This is a genomic window from uncultured Microbacterium sp. (genome assembly GCF_945952435.1).
Lineage (GTDB): Bacteria > Actinomycetota > Actinomycetes > Actinomycetales > Microbacteriaceae > Microbacterium.
The window spans coordinates 46693-61586 of the sequence record NZ_CAMFHZ010000010.1 but is presented as its reverse complement, the minus strand read 5'-3'; the positions used below and the strand labels follow the sequence as shown (position 1 = coordinate 61586).

Here is a 14894-nt window from a genome sequence, read left to right as displayed (position 1 = left end):
CGGAGAGGCGGGTCCTCGATCTGCGCCGCGGAGGAGAGCGGGACGCAGGGCGAGGGCCCGGCCGCAGACCGCACCGCGGTCGGAGACCCGCGGCTCCCGCGGAATGGGAAGGCACGACAGGGAGCGTCGGTAGAATGGGCGGCGACTTTCGCTAGGAGCCCCCACCCATGACTGACGCGCCCGCGCCGCACCCCGCCCACGACGACGCTGCGTTCGTATCCGAGCAGGAGGACGTCTTCGAGCAGAAGGCGGTGCGCCTGGCCAAGCGTGAGCGACTGATCGAGGAGCGGGATGACGCGGCGGGCGGCGCCTTCCCCGTGGTGGTGCCAGTCACGCACACCATCCCTCAGCTGCGTGCCGAGTACGGCGACCTGGAGGCCGGCGCCGAGACCGGGCTGTTCGTCGGGGTGGCCGGTCGCGTGGTGTTCAGCCGCAACACCGGAAAGCTCTGCTTCGCGTCGTTGCAGTCGGGCGACGGATCGCGGATCCAGGCGATGATCTCCCTCGCGAACGTCGGAGAGGAGTCGCTGGCGCGCTGGAAGGAGCTCGTCGACCTGGGCGACCACGTCTTCGTCCACGGCGAGGTGATCTCCAGCCGTCGCGGCGAGCTGTCCATCATGGCCGACTCGTGGGCGATCGCGTCGAAGGCGATCCTTCCGCTGCCCAACGCCTACGGCGAGCTCAGCGAGGAGGGTCGCGTCCGCAGTCGATTCCTCGATCTGATCCTGCGCGATCAGGCCCGCACCACGGTCCGTGCCCGCGCCGCGGTGAACGCGAGCCTGCGCCAGACGTTCACGAGCCATGACTTCCTCGAGGTCGAGACGCCGATGCTGCAGGTTCAGCACGGAGGGGCTTCGGCGCGCCCGTTCGTCACGCACTCGAACGCCTTCGACACCGAGCTCTACCTGCGCATCGCGCCGGAACTGTATCTCAAGCGCGCCGTGGTCGGCGGCATCGACCGCGTCTACGAGATCAACCGCAACTTCCGCAACGAGGGCGCCGATTCCACGCACAGCCCGGAGTTCGCGATGCTGGAGGCCTACCAGGCCTACACCGACTACAACGGCATCGCCGATCTCACCCAGGAGCTGATCCAGAACGCCGCGATCGCGGTGGCCGGTTCCACGACCGTGACCTGGGCGGACGGCACCGAGTACGACCTCGGCGGGGAGTGGGCACGCATCTCCATGTACGACTCGCTCTCCGAGGCCGCGGGACGTCGCTTCGCCCCGGGTGATGCCGTCGAGGACCTCATCGCGTTCGCCGACGCCAACGGCGTGGAGATCCCCGCCCAGGCCACGCACGGCAAGCTCATCGAGGAGCTGTGGGAGCACTTCGTCAAGGGCGGCCTGGAGCGGCCGACCTTCGTGATGGACTTCCCCGTCGACACGTCTCCCCTCGTGCGCGAACACCGCTCGATCGCGGGCGTGGTGGAGAAGTGGGATCTGTACGTGCGCGGCTTCGAGCTGGCGACCGGATACTCCGAGCTGGTCGACCCCGTCATCCAGCGCGAGCGGTTCCTGGAACAGGCTCGTCTCGCTGCCCGCGGCGACGTGGAGGCGATGAGCGTCGATGAGGAATTCCTGCGGGCCCTCGAGCACGGGATGCCGCCGACCGGTGGCATGGGCATGGGCATCGACCGGCTGCTCATGGCGATCACCGGCCTGGGGATCCGCGAGACGATCCTCTTCCCGCTCGTCAAGTGAGCTGATCACGGGGTCGGTCCGCGGAACGCCCAGGCGGGCAGGATCCCGCCGTCGACGACGGAGCGCAGGAGTCGCGCGAAGGACAGATCCGGATCGATCGCTGCGAGCAGGCCGAGGTAGTGGGCGGCGTGCGTGGAACGCCCTATCGCCCAGGACAGCCATGCGGCGGCGGCGAGCGGCCCGCCCCGGGCATCGCACGGCGCGAGCGAGGCCGTGCGCCGCACCAGCGTGAGCGCGACGCCCAGGCGATCCGGATCGGGCCGCGGTCCCTGTCCGATCATGGTGCGGCCGATCTCCGCGGGAACCTCGATCCCGGCCCCGGTGAACGCCAGTTGAGCCGTGAGCGCGGCGTCGCCGATATCGATCCCCCGCGCCCACTGGACGAGCGCGACATCGCGCAGCGCGGGCCGATTCAGGATCCACGCGAGTGCAGCCGCCAGGAACGGCGAGCTCGCCTCGGGAGAGTCCAGCAGGTCCTCCAGGAACGACGGCAGATCGTCCAGGAGCAGCGCGACCTCCTGCGCGCGGGGATCGACCGGTGCCGGACCGGGCGTCGCCCTGCGGGCGTGCGCCGGCCCGAGCACCCGTTCGATCGCCTGCAGCGCGCGACCGACCGACTCCGTCTCGACCAGTCCCGCACGCGGCAGCTCTGCCCCGCTGAGCTGATCCGGCGCGGGGCCGACGAAGCCGGGGACGGCGGGAGTGTCCGGCAGGTCGTGCACCGGGTGTGCGCGGAAGGCCGGATCCCGGTAGTCGGCCCAGGAAGTCCCGCCGACATGGAGGGCCTCGACGATCCGCAGCCCTCTCCGCTCGGCCTCGCGCTCCACCGCGCCGACGAGCCCGGATCGGGGCGGTCGGGGCGGAGCGCCGGCGCGGATCACGCCATCCGGATCCGCGTACACCGCGATCGCGAGCGCGTCGGTCCCTGGCACGCGCCGGACGAGCCCGACGGCCGTCGCAGCGAACTCCGAGAGCAGTCCTGGCGGTCCATCCCCGGCATCGTCGGAGGGCGGCAGATCGAAGCGGATCGCCCCCGCGGTGCGGGCGCCGCGGAACGGCAGCAGGACGAGCGAGTTCCGAGGAGTGAAGCCGGTGAGCGCGGGGATCGCGGCGAGCAGCTCGGCGGCGCCCGCGGCATGCACGATGGTGGTCATGCGCCCACTCTGAGGCGCCGGGCGGGAGAGGAATCGCGTCAGGAACGAAGCAAGGGAACAACTGCCGTCGATTCCGCCCGGTGCAGGACGAAGGGCTCACAGCCCGTGCACCGCGGGCGCGGCTAGGATCGGAGCATGGACGATTTCTGGGTCGCGGCCGCGTGGTCGATCATCCCGACCATCGTCGTCTGCATCGTGTTCTGGTTCGTGCTCCGCGGCATCCTCCGCTTCGACCGCACCGAACGCCGCACCCATGCGCGCATCGAGGCCGAGGAGCGCGCCGCGCGGGGCCTCCCGCCCCGCTCCTGAGCCAGCGGGCGCGCCCGTGCGGATCCACGCTCTGGATAGGCCTCTGATCAGCACTTCTTTTGGCGCCGCCGTGCCGTGACGGGGCCTTGTCCCAGGCACCCGCTACTGTGGTTCACACCGCCGATCGGCGGGGGAGACCTGCCGGGAGCGCCTGCATGCCGAACATCGCATGGCCGTGGTGGATCATCGCGATCGGCGTGGTGATCGACCTGATCATCCGTGTTCTCGCGATCATCGTCGTGCCGCGCAACCGACGGCCCACGGCCGCGACCGCCTGGCTGCTCGCGATCTACTTCATCCCCTACATCGGCGTGCTGCTGTTCCTGCTCATCGGAAATCCGAGGCTCCCGCGTGCCCGGCGCAAGAAGCAGGATCTCATCAACCAGACGATCGCCGAGATCACGCAGGACATGCACCTCGGCGGCGCCCGTCCCGACATGCCGGAGTGGCTCGCATCCCTCGTGCGCATGAATCAGCGCCTCGGTGCGCTGCCGCTCCTCGGGGACAACGGCGCGCACCTCATCTCCGACTACCAGGCCTCCCTCGACGCGATGGCGGACGCGATCCGCACCGCGACCAGGTTCGTGCATGTCGAGTTCTACATCCTGCAGTCCGACCCCTCGACCGACAACTTCTTCCGCGCGCTCGAGGAGGTCGCCGCCCGCGGCGTTCCCGTGCGCGTGCTCCTGGACCACTGGGCCAACCGCTGGAAGCCGCGTTACCGCCGCACCATCGCCCGCCTGGACGCGATGGGCGCGGACTGGCATCTCATGCTGCCGGTGCAGCCGCTGCGGGGGCGCACGCAGCGTCCCGATCTGCGCAACCACCGCAAACTGCTCGTGGTCGACAACGAGGTCGCCTTCCTCGGCTCGCAGAACGTCACGGACTCGACCTACAACCTGCCGAAGAACATCAAGCGCGGCCTGCACTGGGTCGACCTCATGGTGCGCGTCGACGGTCCTGTCGTGGCGACGGTCAACGCCGTGTTCCTCTCCGACTGGTACAGCGAGACCGACGCGGTTCCGGAATCCATGGCGTTCGCCCCCGTCGAGCAGGGGACCGGCGACCTCGACTGTCAAATCGTGCCCTCCGGCCCGGGGTTCGAGGCGGAGAACAACCTGCGTCTGTTCCTGGGGCTGCTCTACGGCGCGCGCGAGAAGATCATGATCGTCAGCCCCTACTTCGTGCCGGACGAGGCGCTGCTGCTGGCGGTCTCGACGGCCTGCGACCGTGGTCTGCAGGTGGAGCTGTTCGTCTCCGAGGAGGGCGATCAGGCCATGGTGTATCACGCGCAGCGCAGTTACTACGAGGCGCTGCTGCGGGCCGGGGTCAAGATCTGGATGTACCGCAAGCCGTACATCCTGCACACCAAGAGCCTCACGATCGACGACGACGTCGCCGTGATCGGGTCGAGCAACATGGACATGCGCTCTTTCGGTCTGAACCTCGAGATTTCGATGCTGGTACGCGGCGAGGAGTTCGTGCAGGAGATGCGCGAGGTCGAGGACCAGTACCGACGCCTGAGTCGGGAACTCACCCTCGACGAGTGGATGCAGCAGCCGCTGCGCTCCACGGTGCTCGACAACCTGGCACGTCTCACCTCCGCCCTGCAGTAGCGCACCCGCGCGTCCCCGCACCCGTCGCCCTGCGGTGCGGCTCCGGCCTGTCGGCGGGCACGTCCGACCGGATAGCATGCCCGCATGAGGATCCGTTCGACCTTGGGTGTCGCCGCGCTCGCCGCATCCCTCGTCGTGGCCCTTGCGGGCTGCGCAGAGCTCGAGCCCACCTCCGCGCCGATCCCCTCCGCGGAGGCCAGCGGCGGATCGAGCACGGACCCCTCGGAGGCGCCCTCGACGGATCCGGCCGCCGCCTGGCTCGACGGTGGACGTGCGATCGCCCTCGTCACCTGGGGCTCTTCGTCGACCGCGTGCACCCCGAAGGCGGCCGACGTCACGGCGGAGGGACAGACCGTCACGGTCGCCCTCGCCGGTCCGCCGGCGGACACGGCGTGCACCGCCGACTTCGCCCCCCGCGCGACCTACGTGGCCGTCCCGGACGGCGTGGAGACGACGAGGGACGTCACGCTCTCCTTCCAGGGCGATCAGTTCTCGGGCCGGGTCCCGCTGCCGGGGCGGACGAGCTCCGCCTCCGGCGGCGCAGAGGACATGATGCCGAGCGCCGGGTGGTTCGCATCGGACGGGATCGTGCTGTTGACCTGGGGTTCTTCCTCCTGTCCGCCGGTGGTCCAGGACGTCGCGGAGAAGGACGGCGGCGCCACCGTGTCGTTCGTCACCGACACCACGAGGGCCTGCACGCGTGACCTCGCGCCGCGGCTGACCGTCCTCGAGGTGACCGCGCCGCAGGATCCCACGGGCTTCACGCTCACGCTGAAGGGCGACGGTCTGGACGGCACCGTCGCAGTCGCCGGCTGATCCACGCCCCGAAGAACCCGGGGAACCGCGGAGGGTCAGGCGGGACTGATCACATGCCCCTCGGGGACCGCGATCAGCAGGGCCCCGGCGTCGATCCGGCAGCGGATCCGCACGGCCTCGCCGAATTCGTCACCGTCGAGCTCGACCGGCACCGGATCGGGCGTGGCCGCCTCCGCGTCCTGGCCGCGCAGGTACCGCACCGAGCGGCTGGTCCCGGCGAGCTCGATCGCCCGGCGCCCTGCGCGCGTGCGGCGGAGCACGGAGTTCTGCCACCAGACCGTCCGCCACACCGCGAGCCAGCCGAACGGGCCGCGCGCCGGGATCACCGCGACGTCGAGAGCGCCGTCGGTGATCGACGCGTCCGGGATCAGGGAGATGCCGGCGGGCAGGGCCCCGCAGTTCGCGAAGAGCATGCTGTGCACGCGCACGGAGTGTACGCGCTCGTCATCGACGGCGTAGAGGATGCGAAAGGGCTTGGCGCCGGGGAGGGACCGCGCGGCCCCGTCGACGTACGCGACCCAGCCGACCGACTTCTTCAACCCGGGACGCGTGTTCGCGATCATGTGCGCGTCGAGCCCGATCCCGGCGAGGACGACGAACCCGTGCTCCTCCGTGGATCCGTCCGGACGGGTCAGCGTGGCCCAGCCGATGTCGACGGGCTGCCGCGCGCCGCCGAGTGCGGCATCGAGTGCCGCGGTCTGATCGTCCAGGGCGAGACCCAGGTTGCGGGCGAGGAGGTTCCCCGTTCCGCTCGGCACGATCGCGAGCGGCACGCCGGATCCGGCCATGGCCTCCGACACGGCGCGGACCGTGCCGTCCCCGCCGGCGACGAGAACCGCGGCCGGCTCCTCGTCCAGAGCCGCGCGGGTCGCCTCCTGCCCGGGATCCTCGACCGTCGTCTCGATGATCCGCGGCTCCTGCCACCCGGCCGTCGCCGAGTGCGCGCGCAGCAGGCCGATGAGCCGCGGGGCGTCCGCCTTGATCGGATTGACGATGAGCGCGGCGCGGGGGCGGGCGTCGGCGTCTGACATGCGCCCAGCCTAGGCCGTGCTCCCGGAGGACGGCGCGCCACGGCTGACTAGACTTGACGGGTGATCGACCTCGCCCTCCTCCGCGACGAGCCGGAGCTCGTCCGCCAGTCCCAGATCGCGCGCGGGAACGCGCCAGAGACCGTCGATGCGGCGATCGAGGCCGACCGATCGCGTCGCACGGCACTGAGCGCGTTCGAGGAGCTGCGTGCCGAGCAGAACGCCTTCGGGAAGAAGGTCGCCGCCGCGCCCAAGGAGGAGAAGGCTGCGCTCGTCGCGCAGGTCAAGGACCTCTCCGAGCGTGTGAAGCAGGCCGAGCTCGCCGCCAAGGACGCCGCCGACGTCGCGTCCGACGCGTTGTCGCGCATCGAGAACGTCGTGATCGAGGGCGTCCCCGCCGGCGGCGAGGAGGACTTCGTCGAACTGCGCCGGGTCGGGGAGGCGCCGACCTTCGACTTCACGCCGCGCGATCACCTCGAGATCGGCGAGCTCCTCGACGCCATCGACATGGAGCGCGGGGCCAAGGTCTCCGGCGCCCGCTTCTACTTCCTCAAGGGTGTGGGCGCCCGCCTGGAGATCGCGCTGATGAACCTCGCGCTGGACAAGGCGCTCGCCGCGGGCTTCACACCGATGATCGTGCCGACGCTCGTGCGTCCCGAGATCATGCAGGGCACCGGCTTCCTCGGCAACCACGCCGACGAGGTCTACCACCTGGACAAGGACGACGACCTCTACCTCGTCGGTACGAGCGAGGTCGCGCTCGCCGGATACCACCAGGGCGAGATCCTCGACCTCTCGCACGGTCCGCTGCGCTACGCCGGCTGGTCGACCTGCTATCGCCGCGAGGCAGGGTCGTACGGCAAGGACACGCGGGGCATCATCCGGGTGCACCAGTTCAACAAGCTGGAGATGTTCGTCTACACCGAGCCCGCCGACGCCGAGGCCGAGCACCTGCGCCTCGTCGCCCTGCAGGAGGAGATGCTCACCGCGCTCGGGCTCAGCTACCGGGTGATCGACGTCGCGGCCGGCGACCTCGGATCCAGCGCGGCGCGCAAGTACGACATCGAGGCCTGGGTTCCCACGCAGGGCGCGTTCCGCGAGCTCACCTCCACCTCCAACTGCACGACGTACCAGGCGCGCCGGCTCGACATCCGCTTCCGCCCGGAGACCGCGAGCGGCGCGGCCGAGGGCAAGGGCAAGACCCAGCCCGTGGCGACGCTGAACGGCACCCTCGCGACCACCCGATGGATCGTCGCGATCCTCGAGACGCATCAGCAGGCCGACGGATCCGTGCGCGTGCCCGAGGTGCTGCGTCCCTATCTCGGGGGAATCGATGTGCTGCGCCCGCGGGGCGCGGAGGTCACCGAGGCATGAGTGCTCCCTGGCTCATCGCCCTCGACATCGACGGCACGATCCTCCTCGAGGACGAGACGATGAGCCCGGGCGTGCCGGCCGCCGTCGCGCGGCTCCGTGACGCCGGCCATGAGGTCATGCTCGCCACGGGCCGCAGCTGGATGGCGACGCACCGCTTCCTCGACGCGCTCGGGATCCGCCCCGAGTTCGTGGTGTGCTCGAACGGCGCGGTCACGATGCGCCGCACGGACGGTGCCGAGGAGCGCCCCGCCGCCGAGGGGTACGAGCGGTGGCAGGTCGAGACGTTCGATCCCTCTGCCGTGCTCGCGCTGCTGCACGAGCACCTGCCCGAGGCGCGGTACATGGTCGAGCTCGGCTCCGGTCAGCGCCTGTTCACCGCCGAGCTGGACGATTGGACCCTCGACGGCGGCAGGGAGGTGCCGTTCGCCGAGCTCGCCGCGCAGGAGGTCTCTCGCGTGGTCGTGGTCTCGCCCGGGCACGACGAGGACGACTTCCACCGCCTCGTCCAGGAGGCCGGTCTCAACGAGGTGTCGTACGCGATCGGCTGGACCGCCTGGCTCGACATCGCGCCGCGCGGTGTGGACAAGGGCACGGCGCTCGAGCGGGTGCGGCACGAGAGGGAGGCCGACGGAGAGCGGATCCTCGTCGCCGGGGACGGGCACAACGACGTCAACATGTTCGCGTGGTCGCAGGCGCTCGGCGGACGCGCCGTGGCGATGGGACAGGCTCCGGACGAGGTCAAAGCCGCAGCAGGGGAGGTCACCCAGGACGTGGAACGCGGCGGCCTGGCGATCGCGCTCGACAGCGTCGCGACCGGCGTCCTGCCGCGCTGAGCGCGGCGCACCAGGACGTCGCTTCTGGCGTCCGATCAGGTCATTCAGGACCTCTCCAGGCGCATCGGCCAGAATGACAGTGCGCCCGCCCGGGCGCGTCCTCGTTCTCGGATAGACTCGACGCCTGATCGGCGTGCCCCCTGGCGCGCCGGGGAGAGTTGTCCGAGCGGCCGAAGGACCTGGTCTTGAAAACCAGTGAGTAGCGATACTCCGTGGGTTCGAATCCCACACTCTCCGCAGATCTCGTGAAAGGCACCGTGTGAGCGCGACGTCCCGATCCCGACGCCCCGTCGCCGGGCATGGTCAGCTGCCCCGCCCCCGCGCGTGGACGCAGCTCATGAAGATGATCGGCATCGTCGCGACCGTCGTCCTCGTCGCGGGGTTCGCCGTGGCAGGATACGTCGTCTACGACCTCAACCACACGTTCACGGCGAAGGCCGTCGCGCTCGACGGGCAGGAGTCCGTCCCGCCGGACATCGCCGCGATCAAGGGCGGCGTGAACATGCTGCTGGTGGGCAGCGACGAGTGCGAGGCGTCGTTCTCCGCCGAGTTCGGGGACCGCTGCTCCGACCCGGGCAACGAGGGCGAGCGCAACGATACGAACCTCCTCCTGCACATCTCCGACAGTCCGCGACGCGTCACCGTCATCACGTTCCCGCGTGACCTCATGGTCCCGATCCCCTCCTGCACGGACGCGAGCGGGAACCCCACGAGCGAGATGTCGAAGCAGCCGATCAACGTCACCCTGGAGACCGGTGGGCTGAACTGCGTCGCGCGCACGATCCACGAGATCTCCGGGCTCGACATCCAGTTCGCCGCCAAGATCACCTGGGGCGGTGTCATGAAGATCACGGACGCGATCGGCGGCGTCGACGTCTGCGTCGCGAACGGCATCGACGATCCCGACACCGGTCTCAACATCCCGGCCGGCACGCACACCCTGCAGGGCTACTGGGCGCTGCAGTTCCTCCGCACCCGCCACGGCGTGGGGGACGGCAGCGACCTGGGCCGAGGCAGCAACCAGCAGGTCTACATGTCCGCGCTCGCCCGCAAGATGGTCTCCAGCGAGGTGCTGGGCAATCCCGGCACACTGCTCAAGCTCGCGCACACGATCATGTCGAACGTCACCCCCAGCACCACGCTGACGAGTCCGACCCTGCTCGTGCAGATCGCGCTCGCGATGAAGGACGTGCCGCTGGATCAGATCAACTTCGTCAACTACCCCGTGCTCACGGATCCCGACAACCCCAACAAGGTCGTTCCCGACGACGACAGCGCCGACCAGCTCTGGGCGGCTCTCAAGGCGAACCAGCCGATCCAGATCACGGGCCAGCGCAAGGACGCGGTCGTCTCCGCGACCCCTGCGCCGACGGACGGGGCCCCCGCCGACGGATCGACCGAGGCGGGGTCGACCGACGCCGCCTCGCCCACGCCGAACCCGACCTCGAGCTCGGTCGCGCTGCCGGACAACGTCTCCGGTCAGTCCGCGGCGCAGCAGACCTGCTCGAACGGCAACGGGTTCAGCGGCTGACTCGTTCCACGCGCTGGCCGGGGTCACGGCGTCCGCGGCGGACGGCCCCGGTTCGCGCAGCGTGGGCGGACCCGTTAGGATGATTGCTGGTGTTCGGCTCGCCGGACATCTGGAGACGTCGCATAGTCAGGCCTAGTGCACCACCCTGCTAAGGTGGAGTCCTCGCAAGGGGACCGAGGGTTCAAATCCCTCCGTCTCCGCCACAGAATCCCTGCTCCGGCAGGGATTTCTTCGTCAGGGCCGAACGCGGCTCAATCGAGCCCGCCAAGGAACCGGGTGGTGGCCTCAGTGATCTGCTCTCGTGCCTCGGACGCATCGATCGTGGCGGGCCGGTCGCCGGGCTGCGGGCCGTAGGCGCCGAACTGGGCATGGTCGGCGCCGTCGATTTCCGTGAACACGGTGTCGGCGGGGAGGTTCGCGCGAGACGCCGCGATCTTGGCCGGCGTCGCGAGCCCGTCGCGGCTGCCCGAGATCGAGGCGACGGGAATCCGCAGCGACGCGCTCAGGTCGCTCGCGGGATACGAGGCGTAGAAGAAGAGCGCCACGGCGGGGGAGTGCGCGTCGTGCTGACCCGCGTCCGCCTGGATCGCGGCGACCGTGCCGCCCAGGGAATGGCCGCCGAGCGCCCACGCCGCGACGTCGGGGAAGCGCGCCCGCGCCTCGTCGAACGCGCCGGTGGCGAGAAACGCGATGCCGAGCGGCTGCTTGGCGATGACGACGAGCCGGCCCTGCTCGGCCTGGGGCCGCAGCACGGCGGCATAGGCGCGGGCGTCGACGAGCGCACCCGGCTGGAAGAACACCGCGGGGCCGCGGGCGTCGCCCTCCGGCGTCAGGACGATCTCGGTCGGCGACTCGCTGACGGTCACGGCGGCGTCCGACCGCATCGCGCCGAGCGCCGGCTCGACGGCGGGAAAGGGGCGCAGCCAGGCGAGGAGGGCGATCCCGGCCGCGGCGAGCACGAGCAGCACGATCCGCAGCGTCGTCCGTCCGACGCCACCCCGGCGCCGACGCCGTGCGAGCAGGACGAGCGCCAGGATCGCGAGAGCGACGGCGACCCCTAGCAGCACCGGATACGCCGGATGCGCGTGCGCGATCGCCTCGCCGGCCGTGAGGACCGCCCACGCGACGACCCCGATCGCGACGACGGCGACGATGACGCCGAGGAGCCGGAGGACGGTCGTCGTGCGCGTCACGGGCGTGCGGGCGGTCGACATGCTCCGAATCTACCGAGCGCGCCGATCGTCCGCGATCAGGCGTTCAGCCGTTCAGCCGTTCAGGCCGGCGGCAGCGGGCGCTCTCCGCGGATCCGCTCGAAGTCCCCCGCCAGGCTCAGCAGCCGCGGGTCGGAGTACGCGGCTCCGGCGAACGTCACCCCGACCGGCATCCCGGTCGACGCCATGACGCCCATCGACGTCGTCACCGTCGGGACGCCGAGGTGACGGATCGCGAGATTGCCGTTCGAGTAGAAGGTGCCGTTGCGCCAGGCGAGGTCGGCGGCGTCCGGATGGCGGTCGGCATCGGCGGGACCGACGTCGGCGTTCGCCGGGAAGACCACGGCGTCGAAGCCGTTCTCCGTCAGCCAGGCCTCCAGCAGCTCCTCGCGCAGGGTCTCCAGTCGGCGCAGGGCCGCGTCGAAACCGGGGATGCTCTCCGGGCGGAGCGGGGGACCGTCGGGGTCGAGCGCTCCCGGCTGGCGACGGCTGATCTCCAGGATCTCGTCGTAGCGGTTGAGATTGTCCTCCACCTCCGGATAGCGGTCGGGCAGCGCCCCCTCGGGCAGCGGGAAGATCGTGGAGGGGTCGATGCCGGCCAGCCGGGGGATCGCGGGGTCGCCGTTCGCGCGGAGGAAGTCGTCCCACGCGGCCGCGACGAGGGTGGTGTACTCGTGCGTCATCCAGTCGTCGGGGAGCCCGGCGAACTCGTGCAGACGGTCATGGGCCTCGCTCGTCCCCTCGTACTGCTCGATGAGGGGGAAGTCGGTCTCGACCACGGTCGCGCCGGCCTGCTCGAGAAGGGCTCGCGTGCGTCCCCAGAGGACGAGCACGTCCGGATGCACTGCGATCGGAACCTCGGCGGACTTCCCCAGATAGCGGCGGGGAACGGCGAGCCGGGCGCCCTGAAGCGCGCCGGGCTCCGCAACCGCGCGGTAGTCGTCCGGGCGGTGGGCCCGCGCTCCGGGCAGTGCGACCGCCTGCTGCTCCCGCCAGAAGTCGCCGCGGGTGATCGGATCGTCCTGCACGAGCACGTCGAGCAGTTCGAGGAGGTCCGCGACGGACTTCGTGTGCGGCACGGCGACGTCGCGGGTGGGGAACAAGGGCCAGTTGCCGCGCAGCGACAGGATCCCGCGCGAGGGCGTGTAGGCCACGATGCCGTTGTTCGACGCGGGGCTGCGCCCCGACGACACCGTCTCCTCGCCCATCCCGAACTGGCTCAGCGACGCGGCCACCGCGACCGCGGATCCGTTCGACGATCCGGAGGCGTAGGCCGCGGCGAGGTAGTCCGGGTTGAAGGGGCTCTCCGCGCGGCCGTACACGCCGCGCTGCATGCCGCCGTCGGCCATCGGGGGCATGTTGGTCTTGCCGATCAGCACCGCACCGGCCTCCCGCAGGACGGCGACCGTGAAGGCGTCCCACTGGGCGACCAGGTCGCGGAAGGCGGGGGATCCGGAGGCGACCGTCAACCCGCGCACCATGTACGAGTCCTTGACCGTGAACGGAATGCCTTCGAGGGGGCGTGCGGTCCCGGCGCGGAGCCGACGGTCGGACTCGGCGGCCTCGTCCCGGGCCTCGGGGTTGCGGACGACGACGGCGTTGAGCTCGGGCCGGGCGTCGATCCGCGCGAGGTGCTGATCGAGCAGCTCTCCGGCGGAAAGGGATCCGGCCTGCAGCAGCGCGCGCAGTTCGGCGATCGTGGCGGTGGGGGGAGGGATGACCACGGCGTCTCCTCGTCTCGAAAGCTATTGACTGAATTTTCAGTCATGGCTAGCATAGCCACACGAACCGAGTCAGGGAGCACCCTCATATGAGCAAGGCAGCGCCGCCGAGCGTCGACATCGCATCCGCCACCGAGACGATCGATCAATTCGGGCGGATCGAGAAGGCCGGGGTCGACTACGTCCCCACCGCGGAGCGCCGCTCCTCGCCGGGCAACATGTTCCGCGTATTCGTCGGGGGCAACCTCGCACTCTCGGTCGTGATCTTCGGCTGGCTCCCGATCACCTTCGGGCTGAACTTCTGGCAGGCGATGGCCTCCAGCGCGGTCGGGCTCGCGATCGGACTCGTCCTGATGATCCCGATGACCCTGCTCGGGAGCAGGACCGGGACGAACAACCCGGTCTCCAGCGGCGCCCACTTCGGCATGCGGGGGCGGCTGCTCGGATCCTTCCTGACGCTTCTGTTCGCGATCGCCTACGCGGCCATCGCGGTGTGGACCTCGGGCGAGGCCCTCGTCGCGGGCGCGCACCGCCTGTTCGGAACGCCGGAGGACAGCACCGCGTTCATCGTCGGATACGCGATCATCGCGGTCGAGGTCGTCCTCATCGCGCTCTACGGGCACGGCACGATCGTCGCGCTGCAGAAGTTCATCATCCCCATCGCGGGACTCGTCCTGCTCATCGGCCTGTTCGCGTACGCCCCCGGATTCGACGGCGATCGCAGCACCGGGCACTACCTGCTGGGAGACTTCTGGCCCACCTGGCTGTTCGCCGTCACGATCTCGATCGGCGGCCCGCTCTCGTACGCGCCGTCGATCGGCGACTACGCGCGGCGGATCAACCCGCGTCGCTTCTCAGACCGCCAGGTCGCCGTCGCGGCCTGCGCCGGGATCTTCCTGGGGCTCTTCGCGACCGCCGCATTCGGCGCCTTCACGGCGAGCACGTTCACGACGCTTTCGCCGTCCTACGTCGGAGACCTCGTGAAAACCTCCCCTGGCTGGTACCTCGTCCCGCTGCTGATCCTCGCGATCATGGGCGGGTTCGGCCAGGGCGTCATCAACATCTACGCCAGCGGGCTCGACCTCGAATCGATCGTGCCCCGGCTGAGCCGCACACAGACGACCCTCATCACCTCGGCGATCGCCATCGCGGTGATGTACCTCGGCGTCGTGGCGACGGACGCGATCTCGTCGATCACGGCGATGACCGTCGTGCTCAACGCCGTCGCGGGACCCTGGGTCATCATCAACGGCATCGGCTACCTCGTCGCACGCCGCGGGCGATACGACCCCGTCGCCCTGCAGCGCTACGGACTCGGCCGCGGAGGCGGACGCTACTGGTTCTTCCACGGCTGGAACCTGCGCGCGGTCATCGCCCTGCTCGCCGGAGCGCTGGTGGGGCTGCTGACCGTGCAGAACGAGCTCTACACCGCACCGTTCGCGCAGATCGCGGGAGGGCTCGACGTGAGTCTCCCGCTGTCGATGCTCGTCGGCGGAGGACTCTATTTGCTCGCGCTCTGGATCTGGCCGGAGACTGGGGTGAACGAGGGCGTCCCGACTCAGGCGGAACGCATCCTGACGGAGTGACCACGGAGG

Annotated in this window: 12 protein-coding genes and 2 tRNA genes; 10 read left to right on the top strand and 4 right to left on the bottom strand. The window is 70.3% G+C overall.

The window, feature by feature from the left end; genetic code table 11:
* Positions 1–167: 167 nt before the first annotated feature.
* Positions 168–1706 carry a lysine--tRNA ligase gene (gene lysS, locus Q0P88_RS07200; protein ID WP_295012583.1) on the top strand — a complete coding sequence of 513 codons (1539 nt, stop codon included), beginning with the start codon at positions 168–170 and terminating at the stop codon, positions 1704–1706.
* A gap of 5 nt (positions 1707–1711) precedes the next feature.
* Here lysS and Q0P88_RS07195 read toward each other — a convergent pair whose 3' ends face one another.
* Complete coding sequence (locus tag Q0P88_RS07195; RefSeq protein ID WP_295012581.1) at positions 1712–2860, bottom strand: DUF4192 family protein; 1149 nt, start codon at positions 2858–2860, stop codon at positions 1712–1714.
* A 135-nt stretch (positions 2861–2995) separates the two neighbouring features.
* On the opposite strand from Q0P88_RS07195, the gene Q0P88_RS07190 reads away from it, so the two are divergent.
* The 3 genes from Q0P88_RS07190 (at position 2996) to Q0P88_RS07180 (ending at position 5601) form a co-directional block, all read left to right on the top strand.
* Positions 2996–3169, top strand: a complete 174-nt coding sequence (locus Q0P88_RS07190; protein WP_295012579.1) for a hypothetical protein — start codon at positions 2996–2998, stop codon at positions 3167–3169.
* A 155-nt stretch (positions 3170–3324) separates the two neighbouring features.
* The gene (gene cls / locus Q0P88_RS07185; protein WP_295012577.1) at positions 3325–4785 is read left to right on the top strand and encodes a cardiolipin synthase; all 1461 of its coding nucleotides are present in this window, start codon (positions 3325–3327) and stop codon (positions 4783–4785) included.
* Positions 4786–4869: 84 nt separating this feature from the next.
* The gene (locus Q0P88_RS07180; protein WP_295012575.1) at positions 4870–5601 is read left to right on the top strand and encodes a hypothetical protein; all 732 of its coding nucleotides are present in this window, start codon (positions 4870–4872) and stop codon (positions 5599–5601) included.
* A gap of 35 nt (positions 5602–5636) precedes the next feature.
* Here Q0P88_RS07180 and Q0P88_RS07175 read toward each other — a convergent pair whose 3' ends face one another.
* Positions 5637–6632, bottom strand: a complete 996-nt coding sequence (locus Q0P88_RS07175) for a diacylglycerol kinase family protein (RefSeq protein ID WP_295012573.1) — start codon at positions 6630–6632, stop codon at positions 5637–5639.
* A gap of 60 nt (positions 6633–6692) precedes the next feature.
* Here Q0P88_RS07175 and serS point away from each other — a divergent pair, with 60 nt between their 5' ends.
* The 5 genes from serS to Q0P88_RS07150 all read left to right on the top strand — a co-directional run bounded on the left by serS (position 6693) and on the right by Q0P88_RS07150 (position 10570).
* Positions 6693–8003, top strand: a complete 1311-nt coding sequence (serS, locus tag Q0P88_RS07170; RefSeq protein WP_295012571.1) for a serine--tRNA ligase — start codon at positions 6693–6695, stop codon at positions 8001–8003.
* A complete protein-coding gene (locus Q0P88_RS07165; RefSeq protein ID WP_295012569.1) occupies positions 8000–8836 on the top strand; it encodes an HAD family hydrolase in 837 nt (278 codons plus the stop codon). The genes serS and Q0P88_RS07165 overlap by 4 nt, the downstream gene beginning before the upstream one ends.
* Before the next feature lie 152 nt (positions 8837–8988).
* Positions 8989–9073 (top strand) — tRNA-Ser (locus Q0P88_RS07160).
* 22 nt (positions 9074–9095) lie between these two features.
* On the top strand, positions 9096–10367 hold the full coding sequence (locus tag Q0P88_RS07155; protein ID WP_295012567.1) for an LCP family protein: 1272 nt from the start codon (positions 9096–9098) through the stop codon (positions 10365–10367).
* Between the two features lie 111 nt (positions 10368–10478).
* Positions 10479–10570 (top strand) — tRNA-Ser (locus Q0P88_RS07150).
* Positions 10571–10618: 48 nt separating this feature from the next.
* Here the strand turns inward: Q0P88_RS07150 and Q0P88_RS07145 are convergent.
* Positions 10619–11581: an alpha/beta hydrolase gene (locus Q0P88_RS07145; protein WP_295012565.1), complete on the bottom strand. Its 963-nt coding sequence runs from the start codon at positions 11579–11581 to the stop codon at positions 10619–10621.
* Positions 11582–11640: 59 nt separating this feature from the next.
* Positions 11641–13302: an amidase gene (locus Q0P88_RS07140; protein WP_295012563.1), complete on the bottom strand. Its 1662-nt coding sequence runs from the start codon at positions 13300–13302 to the stop codon at positions 11641–11643.
* A gap of 86 nt (positions 13303–13388) precedes the next feature.
* On the opposite strand from Q0P88_RS07140, the gene Q0P88_RS07135 reads away from it, so the two are divergent.
* Entirely contained in the window at positions 13389–14885 is a 1497-nt protein-coding gene (locus tag Q0P88_RS07135; RefSeq protein ID WP_295012561.1) for a cytosine permease, read from the top strand.
* The last annotated feature ends 9 nt before the right edge of the window (positions 14886–14894 follow it).

Coding starts and splice junctions, on each gene's coding strand:
- lysS (WP_295012583.1), top strand. CDS start 168: ATGACTGACGCGCCCGCGCCGCACCCCGCCCACGACGACGCTGCGTTC.
- Q0P88_RS07195 (WP_295012581.1), bottom strand. CDS start 2,860: ATGACCACCATCGTGCATGCCGCGGGCGCCGCCGAGCTGCTCGCCGCG.
- Q0P88_RS07190 (WP_295012579.1), top strand. CDS start 2,996: ATGGACGATTTCTGGGTCGCGGCCGCGTGGTCGATCATCCCGACCATC.
- cls (WP_295012577.1), top strand. CDS start 3,325: ATGCCGAACATCGCATGGCCGTGGTGGATCATCGCGATCGGCGTGGTG.
- Q0P88_RS07180 (WP_295012575.1), top strand. CDS start 4,870: ATGAGGATCCGTTCGACCTTGGGTGTCGCCGCGCTCGCCGCATCCCTC.
- Q0P88_RS07175 (WP_295012573.1), bottom strand. CDS start 6,632: ATGTCAGACGCCGACGCCCGCCCCCGCGCCGCGCTCATCGTCAATCCG.
- Q0P88_RS07165 (WP_295012569.1), top strand. CDS start 8,000: ATGAGTGCTCCCTGGCTCATCGCCCTCGACATCGACGGCACGATCCTC.
- Q0P88_RS07145 (WP_295012565.1), bottom strand. CDS start 11,581: ATGTCGACCGCCCGCACGCCCGTGACGCGCACGACGACCGTCCTCCGG.
- Q0P88_RS07135 (WP_295012561.1), top strand. CDS start 13,389: ATGAGCAAGGCAGCGCCGCCGAGCGTCGACATCGCATCCGCCACCGAG.